Origin of the sequence: Rubneribacter badeniensis, from assembly GCF_002899695.1 — a bacterium.
Classification (GTDB): domain Bacteria; phylum Actinomycetota; class Coriobacteriia; order Coriobacteriales; family Eggerthellaceae; genus Rubneribacter; species Rubneribacter badeniensis.
Genome location: NZ_PPEL01000016.1, coordinates 1 through 26,230, shown reverse-complemented (window position 1 = coordinate 26,230; position 26,230 = coordinate 1). Strand labels below are relative to the sequence as shown.

Annotated in this window: 25 protein-coding genes and 2 tRNA genes; 21 read left to right on the top strand and 6 right to left on the bottom strand. The window is 66.9% G+C overall.

The annotated features are described in order from the left end of the window. Positions 1-29 precede the first annotated feature (29 nt). The 5 genes from C2L80_RS04605 (at position 30) to C2L80_RS04585 (ending at position 5,749) form a co-directional block, all read left to right on the top strand. Positions 30-524: a MarR family winged helix-turn-helix transcriptional regulator gene (locus C2L80_RS04605; RefSeq protein WP_087197521.1), complete on the top strand. Its 495-nt coding sequence runs from the start codon at positions 30-32 to the stop codon at positions 522-524. Then, entirely contained in the window at positions 521-2,284 is a 1,764-nt protein-coding gene (locus C2L80_RS04600; RefSeq protein WP_087197524.1) for an ABC transporter ATP-binding protein, read from the top strand. Before C2L80_RS04605 ends, C2L80_RS04600 begins: the two co-directional genes overlap by 4 nt. Positions 2,285-2,292: 8 nt before the next feature. Beyond that, positions 2,293-4,128: an ABC transporter ATP-binding protein gene (locus C2L80_RS04595; protein ID WP_087197526.1), complete on the top strand. Its 1,836-nt coding sequence runs from the start codon at positions 2,293-2,295 to the stop codon at positions 4,126-4,128. Positions 4,129-4,180: 52 nt separating this feature from the next. Further along, positions 4,181-5,509 (top strand): MATE family efflux transporter, encoded by a 1,329-nt coding sequence (locus C2L80_RS04590; RefSeq protein WP_224759070.1) that lies wholly within the window; start codon positions 4,181-4,183, stop codon positions 5,507-5,509. 165 nt (positions 5,510-5,674) lie between these two features. Continuing rightward, positions 5,675-5,749 (top strand) — tRNA-Ile (locus C2L80_RS04585). A gap of 39 nt (positions 5,750-5,788) precedes the next feature. Here C2L80_RS04585 and C2L80_RS04580 read toward each other — a convergent pair. After that, positions 5,789-6,304 (bottom strand): DUF6125 family protein, encoded by a 516-nt coding sequence (locus C2L80_RS04580; protein WP_103262755.1) that lies wholly within the window; start codon positions 6,302-6,304, stop codon positions 5,789-5,791. 160 nt (positions 6,305-6,464) lie between these two features. On the opposite strand from C2L80_RS04580, the gene trpS reads away from it, so the two are divergent. From trpS to C2L80_RS04565, 3 genes are all read left to right on the top strand, one after another. After that, positions 6,465-7,511: a tryptophan--tRNA ligase gene (trpS, locus tag C2L80_RS04575; protein ID WP_103262754.1), complete on the top strand. Its 1,047-nt coding sequence runs from the start codon at positions 6,465-6,467 to the stop codon at positions 7,509-7,511. Between the two features lie 785 nt (positions 7,512-8,296). After that, positions 8,297-8,371: transfer RNA gene (locus tag C2L80_RS04570), tRNA-Asn, on the top strand. 141 nt (positions 8,372-8,512) lie between these two features. Then, the gene (locus tag C2L80_RS04565) at positions 8,513-9,535 is read left to right on the top strand and encodes an aldo/keto reductase (RefSeq protein ID WP_087197532.1); all 1,023 of its coding nucleotides are present in this window, start codon (positions 8,513-8,515) and stop codon (positions 9,533-9,535) included. Here C2L80_RS04565 and C2L80_RS04560 read toward each other — a convergent pair. Beyond that, positions 9,532-9,918 (bottom strand): MerR family transcriptional regulator, encoded by a 387-nt coding sequence (locus tag C2L80_RS04560; RefSeq protein ID WP_087197534.1) that lies wholly within the window; start codon positions 9,916-9,918, stop codon positions 9,532-9,534. The two genes, C2L80_RS04565 and C2L80_RS04560, sit on opposite strands and share 4 nt — an antisense overlap. A 154-nt stretch (positions 9,919-10,072) precedes the next feature. Here C2L80_RS04560 and C2L80_RS04555 point away from each other — a divergent pair, with 154 nt between their 5' ends. Then, positions 10,073-10,537 carry a cupin domain-containing protein gene (locus C2L80_RS04555; RefSeq protein ID WP_239938704.1) on the top strand — a complete coding sequence of 155 codons (465 nt, stop codon included), beginning with the start codon at positions 10,073-10,075 and terminating at the stop codon, positions 10,535-10,537. Positions 10,538-10,540: 3 nt separating this feature from the next. On the opposite strand, the gene C2L80_RS13835 is transcribed toward C2L80_RS04555, so the two are convergent. Then, a complete protein-coding gene (locus tag C2L80_RS13835; protein ID WP_157941012.1) occupies positions 10,541-10,678 on the bottom strand; it encodes a hypothetical protein in 138 nt (45 codons plus the stop codon). Between the two features lie 222 nt (positions 10,679-10,900). Here C2L80_RS13835 and C2L80_RS04550 point away from each other — a divergent pair, with 222 nt between their 5' ends. From C2L80_RS04550 to ispH, 12 genes are all read left to right on the top strand, one after another. Beyond that, positions 10,901-12,988, top strand: a complete 2,088-nt coding sequence (locus C2L80_RS04550; RefSeq protein WP_103262753.1) for an ABC-F family ATP-binding cassette domain-containing protein — start codon at positions 10,901-10,903, stop codon at positions 12,986-12,988. A gap of 1 nt (position 12,989) precedes the next feature. Continuing rightward, the gene (locus C2L80_RS04545) at positions 12,990-13,460 is read left to right on the top strand and encodes a tRNA (cytidine(34)-2'-O)-methyltransferase (RefSeq protein WP_087197540.1); all 471 of its coding nucleotides are present in this window, start codon (positions 12,990-12,992) and stop codon (positions 13,458-13,460) included. A gap of 161 nt (positions 13,461-13,621) precedes the next feature. Further along, a complete protein-coding gene (gene serC, locus C2L80_RS04540) occupies positions 13,622-14,722 on the top strand; it encodes a 3-phosphoserine/phosphohydroxythreonine transaminase (RefSeq protein ID WP_087198633.1) in 1,101 nt (366 codons plus the stop codon). 518 nt (positions 14,723-15,240) lie between these two features. After that, complete coding sequence (locus C2L80_RS04535; protein ID WP_087198632.1) at positions 15,241-15,918, top strand: site-2 protease family protein; 678 nt, start codon at positions 15,241-15,243, stop codon at positions 15,916-15,918. Between the two features lie 13 nt (positions 15,919-15,931). Continuing rightward, complete coding sequence (locus C2L80_RS04530; RefSeq protein WP_103262752.1) at positions 15,932-16,723, top strand: segregation and condensation protein A; 792 nt, start codon at positions 15,932-15,934, stop codon at positions 16,721-16,723. Positions 16,724-16,726: 3 nt separating this feature from the next. Beyond that, positions 16,727-17,542, top strand: coding sequence for an SMC-Scp complex subunit ScpB (gene scpB, locus C2L80_RS04525; RefSeq protein WP_087198630.1), 816 nt, complete (start codon positions 16,727-16,729; stop codon positions 17,540-17,542). A gap of 231 nt (positions 17,543-17,773) precedes the next feature. Continuing rightward, positions 17,774-18,625, top strand: a complete 852-nt coding sequence (locus C2L80_RS04520) for a pseudouridine synthase (RefSeq protein ID WP_087198629.1) — start codon at positions 17,774-17,776, stop codon at positions 18,623-18,625. A gap of 88 nt (positions 18,626-18,713) precedes the next feature. Further along, positions 18,714-19,898 (top strand): prephenate dehydrogenase/arogenate dehydrogenase family protein, encoded by a 1,185-nt coding sequence (locus tag C2L80_RS04515; RefSeq protein ID WP_239938702.1) that lies wholly within the window; start codon positions 18,714-18,716, stop codon positions 19,896-19,898. Then, entirely contained in the window at positions 19,888-21,222 is a 1,335-nt protein-coding gene (aroA, locus tag C2L80_RS04510) for a 3-phosphoshikimate 1-carboxyvinyltransferase (protein ID WP_087198628.1), read from the top strand. Before C2L80_RS04515 ends, aroA begins: the two co-directional genes overlap by 11 nt. Further along, positions 21,219-21,956 carry a (d)CMP kinase gene (cmk, locus tag C2L80_RS04505; protein WP_103262751.1) on the top strand — a complete coding sequence of 246 codons (738 nt, stop codon included), beginning with the start codon at positions 21,219-21,221 and terminating at the stop codon, positions 21,954-21,956. Before aroA ends, cmk begins: the two co-directional genes overlap by 4 nt. Next, positions 21,953-22,843 carry a lysophospholipid acyltransferase family protein gene (locus C2L80_RS04500; protein ID WP_087198626.1) on the top strand — a complete coding sequence of 297 codons (891 nt, stop codon included), beginning with the start codon at positions 21,953-21,955 and terminating at the stop codon, positions 22,841-22,843. Before cmk ends, C2L80_RS04500 begins: the two co-directional genes overlap by 4 nt. Next, complete coding sequence (ispH, locus tag C2L80_RS04495) at positions 22,840-23,676, top strand: 4-hydroxy-3-methylbut-2-enyl diphosphate reductase (RefSeq protein ID WP_087198625.1); 837 nt, start codon at positions 22,840-22,842, stop codon at positions 23,674-23,676. Before C2L80_RS04500 ends, ispH begins: the two co-directional genes overlap by 4 nt. An 85-nt stretch (positions 23,677-23,761) precedes the next feature. On the opposite strand, the gene C2L80_RS04490 is transcribed toward ispH, so the two are convergent. The 3 genes from C2L80_RS04490 to C2L80_RS14130 form a co-directional block, all read right to left on the bottom strand. Further along, complete coding sequence (locus C2L80_RS04490) at positions 23,762-25,459, bottom strand: MDR family MFS transporter (protein ID WP_103262750.1); 1,698 nt, start codon at positions 25,457-25,459, stop codon at positions 23,762-23,764. Then, positions 25,456-25,938 carry a MarR family winged helix-turn-helix transcriptional regulator gene (locus C2L80_RS04485; protein WP_087198623.1) on the bottom strand — a complete coding sequence of 161 codons (483 nt, stop codon included), beginning with the start codon at positions 25,936-25,938 and terminating at the stop codon, positions 25,456-25,458. The genes C2L80_RS04490 and C2L80_RS04485 overlap by 4 nt, the downstream gene beginning before the upstream one ends. Before the next feature lie 102 nt (positions 25,939-26,040). Continuing rightward, positions 26,041-26,230 (bottom strand): hypothetical protein (locus C2L80_RS14130; RefSeq protein ID WP_204600535.1); only part of this gene is annotated, 190 nt, incomplete at its 5' end.

The following is a 26,230-nucleotide window of genomic DNA, read 5'->3' as shown; positions in this document are numbered from 1 at the left end:
TGTAAGGACTAAATTGGCAAGGGAGTCATATGGAATGCGAAATGGCGGAAAAGCGCCGTGAGGCATTGATCATACGCATGGGGCGTGCGGTGAGTCGGGTGAGCGGCACGTATGCGAAAGCCGAAAAGCTCATGGGTCTCAATCCATATTTGACGAAGGTGCTGTATGCGCTTTCGTTTGAGGGCAGCATCACGCAAAGCGAGATATGCGATGCCTATGAGATGCCCAAGCAGACAGTCAACAACATCGCGAAACGTCTTATCGAGAAAGGCTTGGCCGAAATACGATGCGGCGATACCAACCACAAGAACAAGCCGATCGCGCTTACCGAAGACGGAGTCGCGTTCGCCGATCACGTGCTTACGCCCATGTTGCTGTTCGAAAAGCGGGTGCTGTCCGATATGGGTGAGGAATCTTACGAGAGGCTGATCGCCCTCCTTGAGCAGGAAGCCGATTCGATAGAATGGGCGCTTGCGCAAGGGGATCTGCGCGAAGAAGCGGCTTGCGGAATCGAGGAGAGATGATAATTCTCGCGCGATTTCTTAAGAACTACAAGCTCGCCTGCGTTGGCGTGGGCGTGTTCATGCTCGTTCAGGTGGTGGCCGCGCTGCTCATTCCGACGCTCGTCGCAAGCATCGTCAACGACGGCATCGTGGTGGGGGATATGGATCACGTGTGGACGATGGGTTTTGCGATGCTCGGTGCCGCCGCCGTCTCGGCTGCGGCGGCGCTTGCCGCCACCTATGCCTCTTCCTTTATTGCGACTGGTGTTTCCCTCGACCTAGCATGCGCGCTCTACGAGAAGATTCATCGCCTTCCGTATCTTGAAGTGGGCCGCTTCGGCGTCGCCTCCCTCATCACGAGATGCACAAGCGATGTGAACCAGATTCAGCAGGCGCTTCTCATCTTCATCGGAATGCTCTTGCCGGTGCCGTTCATGGTCGTCGTCGGCATGGCGCTCATGTTCTCGAAAGATGCCGTGCTTGCCGATGGCATCGTCGGCATCATGATCGCCATCATCGTCGTCTTCCTCGTTCTCTCGCGTGTCGTCATCCCCTCCTTCGAGAAGCTGCAAAGGCAGCTTGACACCATGAACCGTACGGTGAGGGAAAGCGTTGCCGGCGTGCGCATCGTCCGCGCGTTTCGGCGCACCAAGTGGGACGGGCTTCGAATGGAGGGCGTTGCGGAGGACTATGCGGCAACGGCCATCAAGACGAACAGGATATTCGCCGTCGCCGTGCCGTTTGTCATGCTGCTCTTCAACGTGGCGACGTTCATGATACTTTTCGTGGGCGGCAACCAAGTGGCCGAGGGGGCGTTGGAGATCGGCGACATCATGGCGCTCGTGGAGTACGCCATGCTCATCCTCGGCTATCTGCTGATGGGCGTTGCCATGCTGGTGTTCATCCCTCAAGCCCAGGTGAGCGCGCGCCGTATAAGCGAAGTGCTTGAGGGCGAAGGGGCGTCGTCTGCCGAAGGGGCCGAGGAGGCCGGAAAGGCCGTCGGCGAGGGGCTTTCCCGCAGTTCGGGCATCGATGGCAAACGGCCTGTTTCCGGCCCGGCCGTGGAGTTCAAAGGCGTTGGCTTTTCCTACGAGGGGGCCGAAAAGCCCGTCCTCGAGAACGTGAGTTTCACGGCCAACCTCGGCGAGACCACGGCGATCGTCGGCGCGACGGGTTCGGGGAAATCCACGGTGGCGAACCTCCTCATGGGCTTTCTCGAAGCGGGCCAAGGCGACATCCTCCTTTTTGGAAAGCCTCTCGGCTCGTATGGTTCGGACGATCCGCATGAGCGGATAGGCTTCGTGCCGCAGAAACCCTTTCTCTTCAGCGGGACGATCGCGGACAACCTGCGCCACGGCTTTGCTCGCGCGACCGTGCGGCAGATGTGGTCGGCGCTCTCGACCGCCCAAATAGCCGATTTCGTGGAAGGCTTGGAAAAAGGGCTTGATTCGCCGGTTTCTCAAGGCGGTGGGAATTTCTCGGGAGGTCAGCGCCAGCGGCTCGCCATCGCCCGCGCGGTCGTGCGCCAGCCTGACGTGCTTTTGCTTGACGATTCGTTCTCGGCGCTTGACGCGACGACCGACCTCGCGCTTCGCAGGGCCCTCAAAAGGGACGCCACGAACAGCGCGAAGATCGTGATTGCGCAACGGGTGTCGAGCATCATCGATGCCGAGCGCATCGTGGTGCTCGATGAGGGAAGGGCTGTCGGGGTGGGAACCCATTCCGAACTGCTTGAAACCTGCCCCGAATACCGCGCCATCGTCCAATCCCAGGAAGGGTAGGTGGCACTATGTCGGAGACAACGGAGGCCGTAGGGTTCGGAGCGGACGAGATGAGCGCCGAGAAGGCGCGGGATCCGCGCGGAACGGCCAAGCGCTTCTTCCGCGACCTCATGGTGCAGAAAGGGCGGTTGCTGGCGATCACGCTCTGCTTGCTGGGGGCGGCGGCGTGCAGCGTGTTCATCCCCATCACCCTCGGCGCGGCCATAGACGAGGTGTTCGATGGCGTGAGGCGGGCGGTCGAACACGAAACGGCGTTTCAGGTGAGCTTTGAAACCATGGGCACGGTGCTGGTTGAGCTTATCGCGCTCTACCTCCTGAGCGCCGCTCTCACGTTTGTCGAGGAGTACTTGATGGCAAGCGTCGCCCAGAACTTCGCATTGAAGCTCAGGCGCGAGATGGCGGCCAAATTGGAGCGTTTGCCCGTGAGCTATTACGACGCTCATCGACGGGGCGACATCCTAAGCCGCATGACCAATGACGCGAAGCGGGTTGCCGATACGCTGCAGGAGGGCATCGCCCAGTTCATCACCGCTACTGCGACCATCGTCGGCTCCTTCGTCGTTATGGTGGGCGTTAGCGTGGAGCTTACGTTCTGGGCGTTCGGCACCGTCGTTGCCGGAATAGCGCTCACCATGATCATATCGTCTGCCACCTACAAAGCGTATGCGAAAAACCAAGAGACGCTCGGTCGTTTGAACGCCCAGATCGAAGAGGGGCTTACGGGGCATGCGACCATCCGCGCGTTCGGCTTGCAGGAGGAGTCGACGCAAAAGGTGCGCGCGGCGGCAGACGCCTATCGCAAGGCGGGGCTTAGGGCACAGTTCCTCACTTACGGCGTCATGCCGATCGTGCGCTTCGCGAGTCAGTTCGGTTATGCGGCCATCGCCGTGCGCGGCGCGATGATGGCCGTAAGCGGCACCATCACGCTCGGCGACATCCAGGCCATGCTGCAGTATGTCGATCGCATTTCGGAACCGGTGTCCGAATTCGCCTTCACCATCACGAGCGCGCAAGGCGCTCTCGCCTCGGCGGAGCGCATCTACCAGCTGCTTGACGAAGAGGACGAGCTCGACCTGCGCACCAATGCCAAGGTGCTTCCCAAGCCATGCGGCAAGGTGGAATTCGAACGGGTGGAGTTCGGCTACGATCCCGATGCCCGCCTCTTCAAGGACGTGAACGTGGCCGTTGAGCCGGGCACGATGGTTGCCATCGTCGGACCCACCGGCGCGGGCAAGACGACGTTCGTGAACCTTCTCATGAGGTTCTACGACCCGCAACGCGGGCGCATCCTCGTGGACGGGATGGACATCCGCAACATGAGTCGCGACGAGCTTCACGGGGTTTTGGGAATGGTGCTTCAGGACACGTGGCTCTTCAATGGGAGCATCGCCGAGAACATCGCCTACGGGAAACCGAATGCCTCCCGCGAAGAAATCGAGCGGGCGGCGAAGGCGGCGCGCATCGACCACTTCATCAAAACGCTGCCGCGCGGTTACGACACCGTCGTCGACGACGAGCTGCTGCCGATGTCGGCAGGGCAGAAGCAGCTCATCACCATCGCGCGGGCACTTCTGGCCGATCCCCCCATCCTCATCCTCGATGAAGCCACGTCCAATGTGGACACGCGCACCGAAGCCGCCATCCAGGAGGCCATGGCGAACCTCATGGAGGGGCGCACGAGCTTCGTGATCGCGCATCGGCTTTCGACGATCCGCGACGCCGACCTCATCTTGGTGATGGAGGCGGGGGATATCGTGGAGCAGGGGACGCACGAGGACTTGATGGCGCGAGGCGGCCGCTACGCCGAGCTTCAGAAAAGCCAGGCGTCGGCTTTGGTTGCCTGACGAATGGAGAAGCGCGGATGCGGAGCGTCCGCGCTTGGGAAGGAAGGAAAACGTGGCTATCAAACTATCGGATTCGTTCACCTACGGGCGGCTCGCTTTGTTCGCCGCGCCGTCCATCGTGATGATGGTGTTCGCGTCCGTCTACAGCGTCGTTGACGGGCTTTTCGTGTCGAACTTTGCCGGCAAGGACGCGCTGGCCGCCGTCAATCTGGTGTTTCCGCTGGTGACGGCATTAGGCTGCATCGGTTACATGCTGGGCACCGGCGGCGCTGCGCTCGTGGCGAAGATCATGGGGGAGGGTGATGGCGAGCGCGCGAACCGGTTGTTCACGTTCGTCTTCCTTTCGGCGGTGGCGTTCGGAATCGCGCTCTCGCTCGTGGGGTCTGCATTCATGGGGCCGTTTTTGGGGTTCATGGGAGCCGAAGGCGGTCTTGTCGACCTCTCCGTCCAATACGGGAGGATCCTCTTCTTTGCGCTGCCGTTCTTCATCCTCCAAAACGTCTTCCAGAGCTTTTTCGTGGCGGCCGAGAAGCCGCATGTCGGATTGGCCGTTATCGTGGCGGGCGGTCTGACCAACATCGCGCTCGATTACGCGTTCATCGGCGTGTTTGGCTGGGGCGTCGTCGGGGCCGCGCTTGCGACTGCCGCAGGACAGGCCCTCGCGGCGATCGTGCCGATCGTCTACTTCGCAACGAGCAGGACGTCGCGGTTGCGTTTGGCGAAGCCCGCGTTCGAGCTCCGCTCTCTTGGCAAGGCGTGCGTGAACGGCTCTTCGGAGCTTATGACCGAGATCGCGGCGTCTGTCGTGGCCATGCTCTACAATTTCCAGCTCATGGGGCTCGCCGGCGCCGACGGTGTGGCTGCGTACGGCATCATCATGTACGTGAACTTCGTGTTCACGGCCGTCTTCTTCGGCTTCTCCATGGGAACGGGGCCGATCGTCAGCTACAACTACGGGGCCGGACGGCATCTCGAACTCAAGGGGCTGCTTAGGAAAAGCCTAGTGATCGTGGGGGTGTTCGGCATCGCGATGTTCGGGCTGTCCCATTTCGCGGCGGTTCCCCTGGTGAACCTGTTCGTGGGCTACGACGCGTCCTTGGCGGAGATGACCCTCCACGGCTTCCGTATCTATTCCGTGGCTTTTCTCCTGATGGGGTTCAGCATCTACGGCTCGGCATTCTTCACGGCGCTCAACAACGGCCCCGTGTCGGCGCTGATCTCGTTCGTGCGCACGCTTGTGCTCGAGACATCCACCGTCATGCTGCTGCCCATTTGGTTCGGCATCGACGGCGTTTGGAGCGCGATCATCGTTGCCGAATCGTGCGCGCTTCTTTTGACGGCCGGTCTTTTGGCTGGCTTCCGCAGGAGGTACCACTATTGAGTTTTGCTCCGATTGGTGCAGATCCGGGCACGAATATCTCTTTCCAAGCCGAGGCAAGCGAGGCGCTTTTCCTTGCTTGTTTCGAGATTTTCCGACTTGGCCGACGCATCGGCTTTCCCGGCCTTTGCATCCGGTCGGTTTTGGGATAGAATAGCGGAGCGCTTCGGGCCTATAGCTCAATGGCGGAGCAGGGGACTCATAATCCCTTGGTTGCAGGTTCGAGTCCTGCTGGGCCCACCAAGCATTCCATCGGCCGCGTCCCAAAGGGCGCGGCCGTTCTCATGCGTCCAACGCGAAGCGCCACGCGCAGTTGCACGTCGCGTCCGTCGCCTCGGGGAAGCAGCTGAGGCATTCGCATCCGATGCGCTCGTCGATGCCGCGGGCGAACTCTCCGTACTCCACCTCGCCGACGCTCTTGCAGGGATGGAACCCCATGCCCTTGCGCTCGCGCGCGTTCTGCACGCGGCAGTCGGTGATGCGGTAGACGAGCGCGCCGTCTTCGTCGAAGCGGAGCTCGTCGGCGTTGGCCGCCGACTGGCAGCGCAAGGGCAGCGCGCGAGCGAGGCCTGCGAGCCCCGGATGCTCTTCCAAGTCGAGGAACGCCTTGATGCGGCGCGCCTCGACCCTGCTGAAGCGCCGCCACGCCTCCACGTCGTGGCGCATGGCGGCGTCCATGCCCTCGCGCCGCTCAAGGGACTGGAACCACGTGCCGTCGAGCGCGACGAGGTTCTTGGCGTAGATGACGAGCAGCTTTTCGAGCTCGTCTCGGGAAAGCGCGCGCAAAGCGTCGTTCATGTCGCTCCTCTCTTCGGGCTGCGGGCGTTCGTCGCCCGCCGCAAGGCGTTTCGTGCGCCTCGTTTCAGTATAGCTTTGCCAGACGGGTCCGCGCGACGCGCAAAACCGCTATACTGTTGCGTTGCCGACCAACCGTGCACGACGACGATGGAGACCCTGTATGAGCATCGACAGCTTTGAAGCGAGCAAGAGGCGCAGCGACGAGATCCGCGCCGACCTTTCCGCCCATCCCGAGAACTACCTCATGCTGACCGGCGACCGCCCCACCGGGCGGCTGCACCTCGGCCACTACTTCGGCACCATCCGCGAGCGCGTGGCGCTGCAGGGCCTCGGTGTGCGCACGAACATCATCATCGCCGACTACCAGGTGATCACCGACCGCGACACCACCGAGCATATCCAGGACAACGTGCGCAACATGGTGATCGACTATCTGGCGTGCGGCGTGGACCCCGAGAAGACGATGATCTTCACGCACTCGGCCGTGCCGGCCCTAAACCAGCTCATGCTGCCGTTTTTGTCGCTTGTCACCGAGGCCGAGCTGCAGCGCAACCCCACGGTGAAGTCCGAGATGGAGGCGTCGGGGCACGCGCTCACGGGGCTTTTGCTCACCTATCCCGTGCATCAGGCGTGCGACATCCTGTTCTGCAAGGGCAACGTCGTGCCGGTGGGCAAAGACCAGCTGCCCCACATCGAGCAGACACGCCTCATCGCGCGCCGCTTCAACGAGCGCTACGGGCGCGTGTTCCCCGAACCCGCGGGCCTGCTCACCGACGCGGTGGAGATCCCCGGCCTCGACGGGCGCAAGATGTCGAAGAGCTACGGCAACGCCATCAGCCTCTCCGCCACCGAGGAGGAGACGGCCAAGCTCATCAAGAAGTCCAAGACCGATTCCGAACGCGCCATCACCTTCGACAAGGAGAACCGCCCCGGCGTGTCGGCGCTGCTCACCACGGCGGCGCTGTGCACCGGGCGCGCGGAGGCCGATATCGCCGCCGAGATCGGCGAGGCGGGCGCGGGCGCGCTCAAGAAGTACGTGACGGAGAGCGTGAACGGCTTTCTGGCCCCCATCCGCGAGCGCCGGCGCGCTTTGGAGGGCGACCTCGGCTACATCGAGGACGTGCTGCGCGAGGGCAACCGCCGCGCCAACGAGATCGCGAACGCGACGCTCGACGAGGTGCGCGCGGCCATGGGGATGGTGTACTGAGCGCCTTGCGGACGCTTGGTCTTGCGGGCAAAGGAGGGGTGCGCAACCTGCGCTCTCGCGGGAAGGGCCTTTCCTTCGGAGGCGGTCGGGCTTCTGCGTCGGCGTTTGCGGAAGCTGCCTCGGGTCGTGCCTGGCGGGCGGAGGCCGGCTCTCAGCCGCCGGACTTGGGCCATGTTGCAGGGCCGGACGTGATGGGGCCGCGGCCTTCTTGCCGTTGGCCCTTCCCGGCTCTTTGCGTTTGAGCAGTCCTGCTCGGCTCGTAGGGCGCTTCGTCTCGCGTCCTGCCGGAAGGCCTGACGTCCATGCTGGTCATCGGCCTTTCGAGTCCGTCGGCGGCACTCGGCGCGGGTTTTCCGGCGGGTTTTGACGGAAATACGCCTTTGTCTCCGAGGACTCGGATGCCTGCGCGGCCTTGATCCGGAATATCCCCTGGTCGGCTCCCTCCCTTTTCGCCGACTTTCCCTGGCGGAGCCCGAGCGGAGGCGGGTTTTTCGTCAAAACCATCCAAGAAACGCCCTTTCCGTTGGCTGAGCGACGGTTGGCCGGATCGGTCGAGGCCCGTCTTCCCTCCGTCGGGTCGGCGTCGGCGCGTTCCGATCCGTCCGGGGCAGGGGGCTCGGAAGCGCGCCGGGCGCCTCTGCTTCATCTGCTCGCATGCTCGGCCGATGTCCGAAGGGTGCCGAAAGGGGCGCTTTTGCAAAGACGCCGGAATTCTTTGAAATTCGGTCTTGCGCAATGGGAAGGTTCCGGTATAATTCTCACTTGCGCGCTCAAGCGCACCGTATTCCTCGGTAGCTCAACGGCAGAGCATCCGGCTGTTAACCGGAGGGTTGTAGGTTCGAATCCTACCCGGGGAGCCATTTGTAACGTATGCGAACCCGTCCGATTCATCATCGGGCGGGTTCGCTCGTTCATGCGGGGGCAGGCGGGAGAGCGGCGCGCCGGCCGGCCGGGCCGAGGGGAGCAGCCGCCGTCGGGGGACGTCGAAGAAAGAGGGAGCCATGCGCGATGTGACCTTGGGAAGCACGGGGATCACCGTGCCGCAGAACGGGTTCGGCGCGCTGCCTTTGCAGCGCATCGGAGAGGACGAGGCCGTGGCGCTCGTGCGGGCGGCGTTTTCGGGCGGCATGCGCTACTTCGACACGGCGCGCGCCTATTCGAACAGCGAGCATCGCGTGGGGCTGGCCTTGGAGGGTGTGCGCGAGCGGGCGTTCGTCGCCACCAAGACCATGGCGCGCACCCCCGAGGCGTTCTGGGCCGACCTTGAGAAGTCGCTGGCCGAGCTGCGCACAGACTACATCGACGTCCATCAGTTCCACTGCGTCGACCAGGCGTACGCTCCCGGTGACGGAACGGGCATGTACGAGTGCATGCAAGAGGCGAAGGCCCAGGGCAAGGTGCGCCACATCGGCGTGACGGCGCACAAGCTGGAGGTGGCGTTCGACTGCGTGCGCAGCGGCCTGTACGAGGTGCTGCAGTTCCCGCTGAGCTACCTGTCGGGCCCCCGCGAGCGCGAGCTCGTCGAGGAGTGCCGACGGGCGAACGTGGGCTTCGTGGCCATGAAGGGCCTCGCGGGCGGCCTCATCGCCGACAGCCGCGCCGCCATGGCGTTCATGTCCCAGTTCGACAACGTGCTGCCCATCTGGGGCGTCCAGCGCGAGAGCGAGCTTGCCGAATGGCTGTCGTACATGGATGACACGCCCTCGATGGACGAAGGGCTGCGCACGTTCGTCGAGCGCGAGCGCGTCGAGCTGGCGGGCGATTTCTGCCGCGGGTGCGGCTACTGCATGCCGTGCCCCCAGGGCATCGTCATCAACCAGTGCGCGCGCATGGCGCTCATGCTGCGCCGCGCCCCGTCGAGCGCGTGGCTCACCGAGCAGTGGCAGCGGGCCATGGGGGACACGAGGCGCTGCACCGAATGCCGCGCTTGCACGGCGAGATGCCCCTACGATCTGGACGTCCCGTCCCTGCTGCGGAAGAATCGCGAGGACTACGAGCGCGTCCTTGCCGCCGGGGGAGCCTAGGCGCGCGCCTCGCCGCGCATCTCTCGCTCCTTCGCGAGCATCGTCTCGTAGTTGTCTATCTTGTAGTTCAGGCGGTCGAGGCCGGCCTGCATCTCGGCTATGCGCTCCCGCACGAGGTCGCGCTGCTCTTCGAGGATGGCCTTGCGGGCCTCGATCGTCGAGTCCCCCTGCTCGAACAGGGCCATGTACTCGATGAGCGCCTCGATGGACACGTTCGCGGCGCGCATGCACTTCACGAACTGCACGCGCGCGCAGTCCTGCTCGCTGTAGTCGCGGATACCGCTCGGGGTGCGCGTGACGTTCGGCAAAAGGCCGATGCGCTCGTAGTAGCGCAGCGTGTCGGCGGAAAGCCCGTACTCCTTGCTCACTTCGGCGATCTTCATGCAGCCGCTCCTTTCCTCGCCCTTCCCATTGAAGCACATGGAGCGCGCTCCAAGTCAAGCGGTTCGGCGACGCGTGCGGTTTCCCGGGCGGGGCGACTTCGGGGCGCTTCGGGCGGGCCGAGCGCCTCTTGACTTCGAGTGCGCTCGAAGGAATATGATGAAGGGGAAGCGTTCGTCCGAACAGAGTCAGATGGGAGCGATCATGGACATGAAGGAGAGCTTGGGGCCCGCGGCGGTGTTTCCGCTCGGGGAGCCGAACGACGCCTACGCGGCGTACTTCTCAGGGCGAAGCCATCTTGCGCCGCTCGCGGAGGTGGGCGGCGTGAGCGCGAGCAACGTGACGTTCGAGCCGGGATGCCGCAACAACTGGCACGTCCACCACGGGGGAGGCCAGATCTTGCTGGTCACCGGTGGACGCGGGTACTACCAGGAGTGGGGCGGGCCTGCGCGCGAGCTTGCTCCGGGCGATGCGGTGGGCATCCCGCCGGAGACGAAGCACTGGCACGGCGCCGCGCCCGACAGCTGGTTTTCGCATGTGGCGATCTCCGTGCCGGCCGAGGGCGCGTGGAACGAATGGCTCGAGCCGGTGGGCGATGAGGAGTACGCCGCGCTTTCGTAGGCGCTACCGGTAGAGGCGGCGGGCGATGAACGATACGGCCAGCGCGAAAGCCGCTGCTGCGAGCGAGGCCGCACCGGGGGTCTTCCTTCGACGCGGGTGCGCGCGCAGATCGGCGATGCTCGCGTTGGGGTTTCTGGTCATGGCTCCTCGCCTCCTTGGCTCGTCGCGCGCGGCCGGCCTTCCGCTTGGCTGTTTCGGCTCGACGCTCATTGTAGGCGCTTTCTGGTGTGCTTCTGGTGTCGTCGCCCCCGCTTTTCCGCAGGCGGCCTCTTCCGGTATCATGGACGGGCTGCGCGCAGGACGCCGCGACGGATGCGGGGCGCGCAGCGAAGGCAGGATGCGACCAGAAAGCACGCACGCACCATGATCATGCAGCTCGAACATATCGCGAAGTCGTTCGGAGGCCGCCAGCTCTTCCACGACGTGACGTTTCGCCTCGAGGAGTACGACCGCCTCGCGCTCGTCGGCCCGAACGGCGCGGGCAAGACCACCATGCTCAACATCATCTCCGGCCAGGAGGACGCCGACGAGGGCCGGGTGCTGTTCGCGAAAGGCGCCCGCGTGGGCTACCTGGAGCAAGAGGCCATCGAGATGGCCGAGCAGCCCATCTTCGAGGAGGTCATGTCCTCGCAGGTGGAGGTGCTCGAAGCCGAGCGGCGCCTCTACAAGCTGGAGTGCGAGCTGGGCGAGAGCCCCACCGAGCAGCAGCTGGCCGCGGCGGGGCGCGCCCGCGACGCCTACGAGGCGCTGGGCGGCTACACCATCGAGGCCAAGGTGCGCGGCGTCATGTTCGGCCTCGGGTTCAAGGAAGAGGACCTGCGCCGTCTGACCACCGAGTTCTCCGGCGGCTGGCAGATGCGCATCGCGCTCGCGAAGCTGCTCATCCGCAACCCCGAGGTGCTTTTGCTCGACGAGCCGACGAACCACCTCGACCTCGAGAGCGTGAAGTGGCTCGAGGGCTTTCTGCGCGGCTACGCCGGCACCGTCGTGGTGGTCAGCCACGACCGGGCGTTCATGGACAACATGGTGGACCGCGTGGCCGAGGTGGACAACGGCCAGGTGAACCTGTACAAAGGCAACTACTCCGCGTACCTCAAGGCCCGCGAGGAGCGCCTCGAGCGCCTGCGCGCCGAGAAGGCCAAGCAGGACGAGGAGATCGCCCACATGGAGGCGTTCATCGAGAAGTTCCGCTACAAGCCCACGAAGGCCAAGCAGGTGCAGGACCGCGTGAAGAAGCTCGAGAAGATCAAGCGCATCGAGCTGCCCGAGGAGAAGAAGACCGTTCATTTCAACTTCAAGCAACCGCCGCGCACGGGCGACGAAGTGGTGCGCGCTCGCGGTCTCGTGAAGCGCTTCGGCGACAAGACCGTCTACGACGGCTTCGACTTCACCATGTACCGCGGCGACAAGATCGCGCTCGTGGGGCCGAACGGCGCGGGCAAGTCGACGCTTCTGAAGATGGTGGCCGGCGCGCTCGCCCCCGATGCGGGCACGATCGACTACGGCGTGCACGTGACCAAGACCTACTACGCGCAGCACCAGTTGGAGGAGCTGCATCCCGGCAACACGGTGTTCGAGGAGCTCGACCACGCGGCGCCCGGCTGGACCATCAGCCAGGTGCGCACGCTTCTGGGGGCCTTCCTGTTCACGGGCGACGCGGTGGACAAGAAGGTGAGCGTGCTCTCCGGCGGCGAGAAGAGCCGGCTTGCGCTCGCGAAGATGCTCGTGGCGCCGCGGCCGCTTCTGTGCCTGGACGAGCCGACGAACCACCTCGACATCGCGAGCGCCGACATCCTCGAGCAGGCCCTGCGCGCCTTCGAGGGCACGATCCTCTTCATCACGCACGATCGGCACCTCATCCGCGGCGTGGCGAACCGCATCGTGGAGGTCGTGCCCGGGCGGGTGACGAGCTACGACGGCGACTACGACTACTACCTGTTCAAGAGCGGCCAGCTGGACGGCCCGGCGCCCGAGGAGCGCTCGCTTGTGGACGAGGTCATGGGCGAGGGCGCGCCGGGCGGATCGAAGGGGCGCAAGGGCGCGAAGCCGACCGCGAAGGGGACGGGCCTTCGGACGGGGGGAGGCGCCGCCGGTCGCACCGCCGATTCGGGGGCGAAGCCCGAGCTCACCGCGCCGCGCTCGAGCGCGCCCAAGACCAAGGAGCAGAAGCGCCGCGAAGCCGAGGCGCGCAACCGCGCCTACGCCGCGCTCAAGAACCATCGCAAGCGGATAGCCCAGCTCGACGCGCAGATGGAGCGCGACAACGCGCGCATGGCCGAGCTGCTATCGCTCATGGCCGATCCGGATTTCTACATCAACGAGGACGCCTCCTCCGACGCCATCGCCGAGTACGCCCAGCTCAAGCAGCGCTTGGCGGCCGCCGAGGAGGAGTGGCTTGCGCTCAACGAGGAGTTGGAGGCCGAGATGGCGCGGCAGGCCGAGGCGCGCTAGCGTGGGCGCGCCGCTCAACGTCGTGCTCGTGGAGCCGGAGATCCCGCAGAACGCGGGCAACGTCGCGCGCACCTGCGCGTGCACGGGCGCACGGCTGCATCTTGTGGAGCCGATGGGCTTTCGCCTGACGCAGAAGCAGCTCGCGCGCGCCGGGTGCGACTACTGGGACGAGGTGGACGTCGTGCGCTGGCCCTGCGCCGCGGCGTTCTTCGAGGCGCACGGCGAGGGCGAGCTGCACCTGTTCACCGGGTGCGCCGCGCGCTCGTTTGCGGACGCCTCGTACGGCGAGGGCGCCTTCCTCGTGTTCGGCCGCGAGAGCCGCGGCCTCGACCGGGACCTCATCGACGCGCACGCCGCGCGCTGCGTGCGCATCCCCATGCGCGCGGGACTGCGCAGCCTCAACCTCTCGAACGCCGTCGCCATAGCCGCCTACGAGGCCCTGCGCCAGCAAGGCTGGCCGGGCCTCGGGTAGGACTGCGGGACCGGGACGCGTTGCCCGACGACGCCGCCGTCGCGAACGCGTTGTCGCCCGAAAAACTCGGTTTTCCGTCCGAAAACGTGTGTTTCGGGCGACAACGCGCTCTTCCGACGTATAGTGGGGGCATCGTCCGCGCGAAACCAAGGAGGTCGCCTATGGCCCGCGTCTACAACTTCTCTGCCGGTCCTGCCGTGCTGCCTGAAGAAGTGCTGCGTCAGGCGGCGTCTGAAATGCTCGACTACCGGGGCTGCGGCATGTCGGTCATGGAGATGAGCCACCGCTCAGCGGCGTTCAAGGGCATCATCGAGGAGGCCGAAGCCGACCTGCGCGAGCTTTTGGGCGTTCCGGAGAGCTATCGCGTGCTGTTTTTGCAGGGCGGCGCCACCTTGCAGTTCGCCGCCATCCCCATGAACCTCATGCGCCCCAGGCCCGACGGCTCCTCCGGGACGGCCGACTACATCGTGAGCGGCTCCTGGTCGAAAAAGGCGTTCAAGGAGGCCAAGCTCTACGGCGAGGCGCGCTGCGCGGCCTCGTCGGAGGACGGCGGCTTCTCCTACGTGCCCGACGCGGACTCCCTCGACCTCTCGCCCGACGCCGACTACGTCTACATCTGCCAGAACGAGACCATCTACGGCACCCGCTATCCGAAGCTGCCCGACACGGGGAACGTGCCGCTTGTCTCCGACGCGTCGTCGATGTTCCTCTCCGAACCCATGGACGTGTCCCGCTACGGCCTTATCTACGGCGGCGCGCAGAAGAACATCGGGCCGGCCGGCGTGACCATCGTCGTCGTGCGCGACGACCTGGTGCGCGACGACGTGCTCCCCTTCACGCCCACCATCATGCGCTACAAGACGCAAGCCGACGCGGGCAGCCTCTCCAACACGCCTCCCGCCTGGGGCATCTACGTGTGCGGGCTTGTGTTCAAGTGGCTCAAGGAGCGCGGGGGGCTTGCGGCCGCGCGCGAGCGCAACGAGGAGAAGGCGCGCGTGCTCTACGACTACCTGGACCAGTCGAAGCTGTTCAAGGGCACGGCCCGCAAGGAGGACCGCTCGCTTATGAACGTGCCGTTCGTCACCGGCAGCGACGAGCTCGACGCGCGCTTCGTCGCCGAGGCCAAGGCGGCGGGCCTCGAGAGCCTCAAAGGACACCGCAGCGTGGGCGGCATGCGCGCGAGCATCTACAACGCCATGCCCCGCGAGGGCGTCGAGGCGCTCGTGCGCTTCATGGAGAGGTTCGAGGCCGAGAACCGATAGGGCGCGACTGCCGCGCGGCGGGAAGCGTTTCTCGTCGGCGCGGACGGCGCCGATCAGGCTCGGCGCCGTCCGCTGCCCGCTGCTTGCCATCCGCTCCCGCCGTCCAGCGCTTGCCGTCCGCCGCAAACGACCTTGCCCAGCCTTTTCGGTAAGACATTGTGGAATTTTCTGCAATATTTTACCGCACCACCTTCAAAAGGCTCTTTGGGAAAGGGTTTCCGCGAGGTTTCGGCAAAATATCGGAGAGTCTTTTCGGATATCTTACCGTTTCAAGGGTCCTCGTCGCCCCATCGCGCCTCCAGGTGCCCATTTCGGTAAAATACGAACGAAAACTTGCGAATCCGTTACCGTAGACGATCTGTTGCGCGAGCAGGGGTTCCTGCACGGCTCCTGCGGCTTTTCGAGCCTCGGCTGCCCGCATCCTGCGCTTCCGTCTGCCCGTGCGCCCTGCGTTTCCTTGTGAAGTTTCGCCTGTCAGATGTGCCAGACGGCCCGGTTGCGCTAGACTGGTCGGCATTATGATTTCCATCCCGTACCTCATCTGCTCCATCTTGAGCTTCGTCCCCGCCATCGTGCTGCACGAGGCGGCGCACGGCTTCGCGGCGTGGCGGCTGGGGGATCCCACGGCCAAGCGCGCGGGGCGGCTGTCGATGAACCCGCTCAAGCACGTCGACCCCTTCGGCACCGTCATCATGCCGCTTCTGCTCATGGCCGCGAACATGCCCGTGTTCGGCTACGCGAAGCCGGTGCCGTACAACCCGGCGTACTTCAAGGATCCGCGCAAAGGCGACCTCATCGTGGGCCTCGCCGGCCCTGCCGCCAACCTCGCGCTGGCCGCTCTGGGCGCAGTCGCGCACGCGCTCGCCGCGTGGGCGCTGCCCGTGCACCTGCTCGCCCAAAACGACCTGCTCTTCTATTTCCTCACGTTGTTCCTTCCCCTGTTCTCGCTCATCAACCTGTACCTGGCCTTCTTCAACCTGCTGCCCATCCCGCCGCTCGACGGCTCGTCCGTCTTCGCGTTCTTCCTGCCGCGGAAGCACCTGCCGAAGTACTACCGGGTGCAGCGCTACGCGTTTCCCATCTTCATGGTCGCGGTCATCCTCGTGCCCTACGTGCTGCACGTGAACCCTGTCGGCATCTACTTGGACGCCACGGCGGGAACCGTGTTCGACCTCTTGTTCTCCTTCGGCGGGTAGAAGGGGCGGGTCCGTGTCGTACAAGGTTCGCATAGACAGCTTCGAAGGCCCTTTCGACCTTCTTCTGCACCTGGTCAGCCGCCAGAAGGTGGATATCGGGGCCATCTCGATCACGCAGATCGCCGACCAGTACCTCGCCGAGGTGGCGCGGATGGACAGCCTCGACCTCGATGTGGCGAGCGATTTTCTGCTGGTTGCCTCCACGCTGCTCGAGATCAAGGCCGAGAGCCTGCTGCCCCGCGAGCGCGACGCGGCCACAGACGAGCTGGAGGAGCTCGCTCCCAGCGAGGCGCGCGACATCCTGGTGGAGCGGCTTCTGTCCTACAAGCAGCACAAGAACGCCGCCGCCGCGCTGCACGCGCGCTTCGTGAGCGAGGGGCGCATGCATCCGCGTCCGTTCGGCCCCGACGCGTGCTTTTTGAACCCCATGCCGGACTATTTGAAAGACGTCACGCTCGACGGCCTCGCGCTGCTGGCCGCCCGCGCGCTCGCGCGCCGCGACGTGTTTTTGCTGGAATCGGAGCACATCGCGGCGAAGCCCATCCCGGTGGAGGTGCACGTGCGCGCCATACACCAGCGCATCCGCAACAAGAAACGGCTGCGCTTCTCCGAGCTCGCAGACGTGCGCACGCCCCTGCCCGTGGTGGTGGTGACGTTCCTCGCCATCTTGGAGCTGTACAAGCGCGCGATGGTGACGATCGAGCAGTCCGAGCTGTTCGGAGACATCGACATCCGCTACATCGAGGGGTCGGGCGAGCTTCTGCTCGACGGAGACGACGCCCTCACGTCGGTCGAGGAGGGGTAGGCCGTGTTCCAAGGATTGCAGGAAAGCCAGTTGAAGGGCGCGATCGAGGCGCTGCTGTTCGTCACGGACGAGCCGGTGGGCACCATCGCGCTGGCCGACATGCTCGAGGTGGAGCCCGCCGAGGCCGAGCGCGCGCTCGTCGAGCTGCGCGCGCAGCTGGCCGAAGAGGGCCGCGGCGTGCAGCTGCGCGAGGTGGCCGGTGGCTGGCGCTTGTACACGCATCCGGCCTACCACGAGCTCGTCGAGCGCTACGTGCTGTCGTGGGACACGCGCAAGCTCTCCCAGGCGGCCATGGAGACGCTCGCCATCGTGGCGTACCTGCAGCCGGTGACGCGCGGCGGCGTGGCGTCGGTGCGCGGCGTGAACTCGGACAGCTCCATCAACTCGCTTGTGGAGAAGGGGCTTGTGCGCGAGGCGGGCACGGCCGACGCGCCGGGCAACCCCACGCTCTACGCCACCACGCGCGCGTTCTTGGAGAAGTTCGGCCTGCGCTCGACGGCCGACCTGCCCGACCTCGACCAGTTCGCGCCCGACGACGACACCCGCGCCTTCATCCGGGAGCGCTTGAGCGCCACGCGCGAGGACGTGCGCATCGCCGCGGAGGCGCGCACGGACGGAGGGGCCGATCCCGACGATCCGCTCGGAGGCGCGGAACTGGACTTCGACGACGAGGCGGTGGTCGAGGGCGCGCGGGACCCGCGCGAGGACGCGGCCGCCCGTGCCGCCCAGCAGATGCTCGCCGACGCCATGGCGGGCGGGTTCGGGCTCGTGGACAAGATCGACTTCGACGAGCTGACGTTCGAGACGGACGATGAGTGATCCGCTTCGCCGCCCTGCCAAGCGGCGGAACCGGTTGACGCTGCGGGTCTCCGCGGCACTCCGCTTCGGCGCTCTCGGCCTTGCGCGGCAAGCGCGCAAGGCGCGTCCGCTCGGACGCAGGGCGCGGCGCCGAGCAAGCCACCGGCCTGTTCGGTACGGAGGCGCGCTCGGCTGCGAAACGCGTCGATGCGGGGCACTGCGGAAACCCTCGCTGACTTTGGAGGACCTGTGATGGACGAAAGCACCGGTGCGCGCGTCGTGCCCATGCGGCTGCAGAAGTTTCTGGCGCGCGCGGGCGTGGCGAGCCGGCGGGGGTCGGAGAACCTCATGACGGCGGGCCGCGTCACCGTGAACGGGCGCGTCGTCACCGAGCTCGGCAGCAAGGTGGATCCGCGCGTGGACGAGGTCGCCGTGGACGGCAGGGCGGTTCGCCTCGCGGACGGGCCGGTCACCCTCATGCTGCACAAGCCCGCCGGCTACGTGACCACGATGTCCGATCCGCAGGGCCGTCCGACCGTGGCAGACCTCGTGCCGACGGATCGCCATCCGGGGCTGTTCCCGGTGGGACGGCTCGACGCGGACACGACGGGGCTGCTTTTGTTCTCCACCGACGGCGAGCTGGGCAACGGCCTTCTGCATCCGAAGCGCCACGTGACGAAGCGCTACCTGGCCTGCGTCGAGGGCCGTCCGGCCGAGCGCGAGCTCGCGCGCCTGCGCCGCGGCATCGATTTGGACGACGGCCCCACCCGGCCCGCCGACGTGCGTCTGCTCGAGGGGGCGGCCGCCCGCCGCGCCGAGCGCCTTCTCGACATGCCGCCCGCCGCGCCGCCGCGCTCCTCGAAGGAGTACGCCGCCGTGTGCGAGGGACGTGCGGCGGCGCGCTCCATCGTTCGCGTGGCCCTATGCGAGGGCCGCAAGCGCCAGGTGAAGCGCATGCTCGCGGCCGTCGGCCATCCGGTGGTCGCCCTGCATCGCGATTCCTTCGGTCCGCTTGGGCTGGGAGGCTTGCCGAGGGGCGAGTGGCGGGAGCTTTCCGCAGAGGAGGTGGCCGCGCTGCACGCGGCGGCCTTGGGCAGAGATTAATGCTAGAATGGTGCCGAAGCGGCGCGTCGAGGCCGCTTTTGAACGACAGGGCCGTCGCGCACGGTCGGAGGAAGGAGTGTCGCATCGCATGGCTCGCATGCACGCAGCGCACAGGGAGGGATCGGGCGAGGCGGGGTTCAGGCGCATCGCCGTCGTGGGCTTCGGCCTGATCGGCGCATCGTTTTCCGCCGCTGTCCGCGAGGCGCATCCGGATACGGAGGTGCTTGCCGTCGACGTGGACGCGCGCACGCGCGCCGAGGCGCTCGAGCGCGGATGGGCGAGCGAGGCCGCGCATCCCGACGACGCGGCTTTTCGGGAGTTCGTCGAGGCCGGCTGCGACCTCGCGGTGCTCGCCGCGCCGGCGGATGCGCTCGAGGGGCACTTCGAGCGCCTTGCCTCGTGGGGTTATCGCGGCATCGTCACCGACACGGTATCCACGAAAAAGCGCGTCTGCGAGCTCGCGGCGCGGATATTGCCGCATCCCGAGAACTTCGTGCCGGGGCATCCCATGGCCGGCTCGGAGAGAAGCGGCATCGACGGGGCGCGGCCCGACCTGTTCAAGGGCGCGCACTGGATACTCTGTCCGGATGCGGGCACGCCGGCCGAGCACTTCCCGCGCATGCACGAGCTCATCACCTCGCTCGGCGCGCGCGTCGTGGTCCTTCCGCGCGAGGAGCACGACGAGGCGGTGGCCGTGGTGAGCCACGTGCCGCATTTCGTGGCTTCCTCGCTCGTGCAGCTGGCCAGCCGCCACGCCGACGACCAGCAGGCGCTCATGCGCCTGGCCGCCGGCGGCTTCAAGGACACCACGCGCATCGCCGCCGGCTCTCCGGAGCTGTGGTGCGGCATCGCGTTCGACAACAAAGACGCGCTCTCGGCGGGCCTCGAGGAGATGCGGGGCATCATCGCGTCGTTCTCCGACGCCCTCGCCTCGGGCGACCGCGCGCGGCTCACCGCGCTTCTGGCCGAGGCCGCCGAGGCGCGCCGTGCGCTGCCCGCCGCGTGGGTGCCCTCGACCGAGCGCCTGCTGGAGGTGCGCATCCCCATGGAGGACCGTCCCGGCGTGGTGGCCGAGGTCACCACGCACGCCAGCTCGGCGGGGTGCAACATCCAGTCCATCGAGATCGACCACGTCACCGAGGACAGCGCCGTGCTCAGCCTCGTGCTCACCGACGAGGGCGACGTCGGCCAGCTGTCCTCGCGCCTCATCGACGCGGGGTTCTCGGTGTCGTTCAGCCCTCTGACGCCGAAGGAGCATGCCCATGTCGCATGATCAAGCCTCCGCGACGATCGTCGCGGCACCTCTTCCCGCGCCGCTTCGCGGTTCCATTCGCGTGCCCGGCGACAAGTCCATCTCCCACCGTGCCGTGCTGTTCGCGGCGATGGCCGAGGGCACGTCGCGCCTTTCGGGCGTGCTCGACTCCCAGGACGTGCGCTCCTCCATCCGCGCCGTGCGCGCGCTCGGCGCCGAGGCGTCGCTTGAAAAGCAGCCCGACGGCAGCCTCGCGGGCACCGTGACCGGCTGGGGCGGGCGCGGGCCGAGCCAGCCCGACGGGCCCATCGACTGCGGCAACTCCGGCACCACCGCGCGTCTGCTCATGGGCGTGCTCGCGCCGTGGGACGTGCGCGTGGAGCTCACCGGCGACGAGTCGCTCGTGCGCCGTCCCATGCGCCGCATCACCGCGCCGCTCATGAAGATGGGCGCGCGGTTTCTGCCCGAAGGGCGCGAGACGCTGCCCATCACCGTGTGCGGCTCGCGGCGCCTGCGCGCCATCGCCTACGACGCGCCGATGGCCTCCGCGCAGCTCAAGACCGCCGTGCTCTTGGCCGGCGTCTTCGCCGAGGGCGTCACCGTCCTGAACGAGCCGGCCCCCTCTCGCAACCACACCGAGCTCATGCTGCCCGAGTTCGGCGTGGACACCACCGCCGCCGACCGCACGGCCAGCGTGACCGGCCCCGCGCGCCTCAAGGCGTGCGAGGTGCGCGTGCCGGGAGACCCCTCGTCGGCGGCGTTCATCGTGTGCGCGGCGGCGGTGCGGCCCGGCAGCTCCGTTCGCGTGGAGGACGTGAGCTTGAACCCCGCGCGCATCGGCTTCGTGCGCACCCTCGAGCGCATGGGCGCCGACGTGAGCGTGTGCCGCACGGGCGCGGCGGGCAAGGAGCCCTACGGCGTCATCGAGGTGCGCCACACGCCGGATCTGCATGGCTGCGAGGTTCCGGCCGAGAAGATCGCCTCCATCGTCGACGAGGTGCCGGTGCTCGCCCTCGTGGCAGCGCACGCGCGCGGCGTGACGGTGTTTCGGGAGGTGGGCGAGCTGCGCGTGAAGGAGACCGACCGTTTGGCCGCTGTCGTGGAGGGCCTTGCGCGCCTCGGCGTGGACGCATGGGAGGAGGGCAACGACCTCGTCATCGAAGGCCGGCCCGGCCTGCGCACGCCCTCGGGGGCGGCCTTCGACTCGAAGGGCGACCATCGCCTCGCCATGACCTGGGCGCTTGCGGGCTTGTGCGGCACGGCCCCCGTCGAGGTGAGGGACTTCGACGCGGTCAAGGTGAGCTATCCCGGATTCCTCTTCGACATCGAAAGGTTGGCACGATGATCATCGCCATCGACGGCCCGAGCGGGGCCGGAAAGTCCACGGTCGCGAAGGCCGTGGCCAAAAGGCTCGGATTCTCCTGCCTCGACACCGGCGCGATGTACCGCGCGGTGGCTTGGCGGGCGCTCGCGGACGGCGTCGCCCTCGATGACGCCGAAGGGCTCGGGCGCATCGCGCGCGAACGCGAGGTGTCCTTCGTGCACGAGCCGGGCGACCCCATGCCCAAAGGGGTCGCCATCGACGGCGCGGACGTGAGCACGGCCATCCGCACGGCCGAGATCGACCGCGCCGTGAGCCCCGTGTCGGCCGTGGCCGCCGTGCGCGAGGCGCTCGTCGCCCAGCAAAGGCGCATCGGGCGTTCGGGCGACTACGTGGTGGAGGGCCGCGACATCGGCACGGCGGTGTTCCCCGAGGCCTCGGTGAAGGTGTTCCTCACCGCGTCGGCCGAGGAGCGCGCGCATCGCCGCGTGCGCCAAAACGTCGATCGCGGGGTGGGATCCATCGACTACGGGGAGGTGCTCGCCGACATCCGCCGACGCGACGACATCGACTCGTCCCGGGCGGCCTCGCCGCTGAAGCCCGCCGAGGACGCGGTGCGCCTCGACTCCACGGGCCGCTACATCGAAGACGTGATCGACGACATCTGCGCGCTTGCTCGCCAGGCGCTCGCGCGGCCCGGCGCCGCCGGGGCGGGCGATGCCGACGGGCGCGTGCGGGCGGGGGAGGGCGTGCGATGAGCGTCGTCTTGCCCTACGAGAAGATGTGGGACATGCCGCTGGGCGGCACGTCGGAAGAGCGGCAGGTGCCGCATTGGGCCGGCAACGTCATCTGGGGCTTTTTGTCGTGCGTGTTCAAGGTGTGCTTCCGCTACCGCGTGGACCATCGCGAGCGCATTCGCGCCTTCGACGGCAGAAGCGGCGTCGTGGTCGTGGCGAACCACACGTCGTTTCTGGACGTGGCGTTCATGTATTTGGCCACGCGTCCGAAGCAGTGGGTGCGCTTCATGGGCCGCGAGAGCCTGTTCGACAACGCGCACGGCCTGGTGGGCCAGATCCTCTCGCGCGTGGGGGCGTTTCCCATCAAGCGCGACGCAGCCGACCGCACGGCCATCAAGCGCGCGACGCGCATGCTGAAGAACAACGAGGTGGTGGGCATCCTGCCCGAAGGCACGCGCCGCGGCAAGGGCTCCAAGACGCCCGAGATCCACTCGGGCGCGGCGTTCATCGCCAAGATGGGCAAGGCCCCCATCCTGCCCATGACCGTGCGCAACGCCGAGCTCGTGAAGCGCAAGGGCGAGCGCTTCCGCTTCCCTAAGATCACCATCGAGTACGGCAACCCCGTCCTCGTGGAGGACTTCGATTTCCTGCCGAAAGAGGACCGTCTGGAAGGCTGCACCTGGTACGCCATGCGCGAATGCTTCGCGCTGTCCTTGCGCGTGCCGCGCGAGCAGGTGGACATGCGGGCGCTGTTCCCGAACGGGCGCGACTTCACGGACGTGTTCGCGGCGCACCCCGTGCCCGAGCGCGCCGCCGAGGAGGTTGCGGCGGGCGTCGGGGCTGTCAAAGGGCCTGGCACGGCCAAGGCGGCCCCGGCCGCCGAAGCGGACGGCGGTTCGGCGCGATGAGGGTCGTGCGGGCGCGCAACGCGGGGGCGTGCTACGGCGTGCAGCGCGCGCTCGACATGGCGCTTGCGGCGGTGGAGGGGGGAGGCGCGGCCTCCACGCTGGGGCCGCTCATCCACAACCCGCAGGTGGTGGCCGATCTGGCCGCGCGCGGCGTGCGCGCCGTGGAACATGTGGAGGACGTGCATGCGGGTTCCATAGTCATCCGCAGCCACGGCGTGACGCCCGCGGTGCGCCGCGCGGTCGCCTCGCGCGGGCTTCCCGTGGTGGACGCCACGTGCCCGCATGTGGCGCGCGCGCAGAAGGCGGCCGCCCAGCTGGGGGAGCGCCTGGGGCGCGTCGTCGTGGTTGGCGAGGCGGGGCACCCCGAGGTGGAGGGGCTGGTGGCGTGCGCCCGCGAGGCGGGGGCGGAGGTGTTCGTGGCCGCCTGCCCGGCCGACCTGCCCGCCTGCCTGCGCGAGCCGGTGGGCGTGGTGGTGCAGACCACGCAGACGCGTGCGGCGCTCGACGCCGTGGAGGCGGCCCTGCGCGCGCGCGGCGTGAACCCTGAGGTGAAGAACACGATCTGCTCTGCCACGAGCCAGCGGCAGGAGGCCGCGGCCGAACTGGCGGGGGAAGTGGACGCCATCGTGGTGGTGGGCGGGCGCAATTCGTCGAACACGACGCGCCTCGCCGACATCTGCGCGGCCTCGTGTCCGCGCACCTACCACATCGAGTCGCCCGACGAGGTGGATCCCGCGTGGTTTGCCGGGTGCGAGAGCGTGGGCGTGACGGCGGGCGCGTCCACGCCGGAGGCGCACATCGCCGCCGTGGTCGCCCGCCTCGAAGCGCTGTAGGCGGCGCGGGCTGCCGTCGGTCGTCAGCTGGCGGCAGCCTGCACCTCTGCTCCCCGCTCCGGCTCGTGGGCCGCGCGGGCGCGCCTTACCCTTCCGCATCCTCGTCCAGCGTGTTCGCCAGCGGCTTCTCACGCAGAAGCGCCATCATCACCACGCTCAGCACGGCGAACGGCAGCATGAACCAGAACACGGGCGCCAGCGCGTCGTTGTAGGCCGCGCCCACGGCATCGTGCACGCCCTCGGGCAGCGCGCGCACGATGGCCGGCGTGATGGCGTTCACGTCGGTACCCAGCACATCCGTGCCGCCCACGGAGGCGAGGCTTTCCGGCAGCGTGCGCAGAAGCCCGCTCGTGAACAGCATGCCGATCACCGACGCGCCCAGCGTGGTGCCCATCTCGCGGAAGAAGTTCGTGGCGGCGGTGGCCATGCCCACATCGCGCGCGGGGAACTCGTTCTGCACGATGAGCACCAGAATCTCGAAGTTCAGCCCCAGGCCGAAGCCGATCACGGCCAGCGCCACGGCGATGAGGGCGATGGGGATGTCTGCCGTGATGGCGGTGAGCACGGCCACGCCCGCCACGAGCAGCACGAAGCTGCCCACCATGAGCTTCTTGTACGTGCCCAGCTTGCTGACCGCGTATCCCGAGATCAGCGACGAGGCGAACCACGCGATGTTCAGGGGCAGCTCCATGTAGCCGGCGGCGGTGGCGCTCATGCCATGCGTGATCTGCAAGTAGGTGGGCAGGTAGGTGAGCACGCCCATCATCACGAACATGCTGACGAAGCCCGCCACGGTGCAGACGTTGAAGTTGCGGCTCTTGAACAGCGCAAGCGACATGATGGGATCCTTCGCGCGCCGCTCGGCCAGCACGAACAGCACGCCGCCCGCCACGGCGGCCGCGCCCAACCCCACGATGACGGGCGAGGTCCACTCGTACTCCACGCCGCCCCATGCGGTGGCCAGCGTGAGCGCGGTGAGCGCTGCGGCCAGCGCGGCGGTGCCCCACACGTCGAACGTGGCGTTCTCCACCTTGTGCCGCGGCTTCGGCAGGCAGATGACGGCCGTGACGATGGCGACGGCAGCCAGCGGCACGTTGATCCAGAAGCACCAGCGCCAGCCGAGGGTGTCGGTGAACAGGCCGCCCAGAAGCGGGCCGATGACCATAGGCACGGCGTAGGCCAGCCCGATGGCGCTCAGGTACAGCGCGCGTTTGCGCGGCGGCACCACGTCGGCCACGATGGCCTGCGAGAGTATCATGAGCCCGCCGCCGCCCAGGCCTTGCACGGCGCGGCCGGCCACGAGCCCTTCCATCGAGGTGGTGGAGCCGCAGACGAGCGATCCTGCGACGAACAGCCCAAGCGCGCCGATGAACAGCCCCTTGCGGCCTATGAGGTCGCCCACCTTGCCGTAGAGCGGCATGGTGACGGTGGCGACCAGCACGTAGGCCGTGGTGACCCACAGCATGTGGGTGGCGCCGCCCAGCTCGCCCACGATGGTGGGCAGCGCCGTCACCACCACGGTTTGGTCGAGCGAGCCTACGATCATGGCCACCAGAAGCCCGATGAACACCGCCAGCACCGAGCCTTGGGAGAGGACGGAGGGGGCTTCGGGGACGGAGGAGGCGGGGTTGCCGCTCGATGCTGCGGCTTCGGAAACGGGTTCGAAGCCGGTGTTGCTGCCGGTTGACGCCGCAGACGGTGCCGCAGGTGTGGCCGCGGAGACGGTTCCGTCGATTCGCTCCCTTCGCCCTGTCTGTTCTGTTTGCTTCTTCTGCTCCGTCATCTCGTTTCCTCGTCTTTCCGATCCTCTTTCTTCAGCGCCTCTTCGAAAGCGTCGAAGAGGCGCGTGTTGATGTCGTGGGCCCGCCCCATGTCCTCGGCGCCGACGAGGCGGGCGCATTCCAGCTCGATGTCACGCAGCGCGCCGATCACGCGGCGGTGGTACGCTTCGCCGGCAGGGGTAAGGAAGTGCAGCTTGCTGCGGCCGTCCGCGGCGGCGCGGCGGTGGTCGGCCAGCCCGCGCCGTTCGAAGCCGCCCATGATGGCGCCGACGGTCTGCTTCGGCAGGAACATCAGCTTCACCAGATCTTTCTGTCTGATGCCGTCGGGATGCTCGCCGAGGATGTCAAGCGCCGCCAGCGCGTGGTACGATTCGCCGTGGCGCTTCGCGAACGCGCTGTACAGGCTGTCCATGCGGAAGAAGTCCCGATACAGGTCGTCCAAGCGCCGCTCCAGCTCCCGCTGCTCGTCGAACTCGTCCATTTCGCCCACCCTTTCCTCGTCGGATTCCGCGTCTTCCTTCCCCTTCAATATAGTCCAACTTCGGACTATATGCGCATCCTGCGCAAAAAGTCCAATTTCGGACTACTTTCCTTGAACCCCTGCGAACTCCTTGAGGGCAATTGCTTCGCGCGCCGCTTCTTTGCCGCGCAGCGATCGCTTCGCCGACAATTCCGAAAACTCCTCTTTTCCGAAAGCCCCTTTGTGCGCTTTCGGAAAAAGAGGAGGAAGGGGGGATCGAGGGGCGAAGAGTGGGATGGCTCGTATACACATC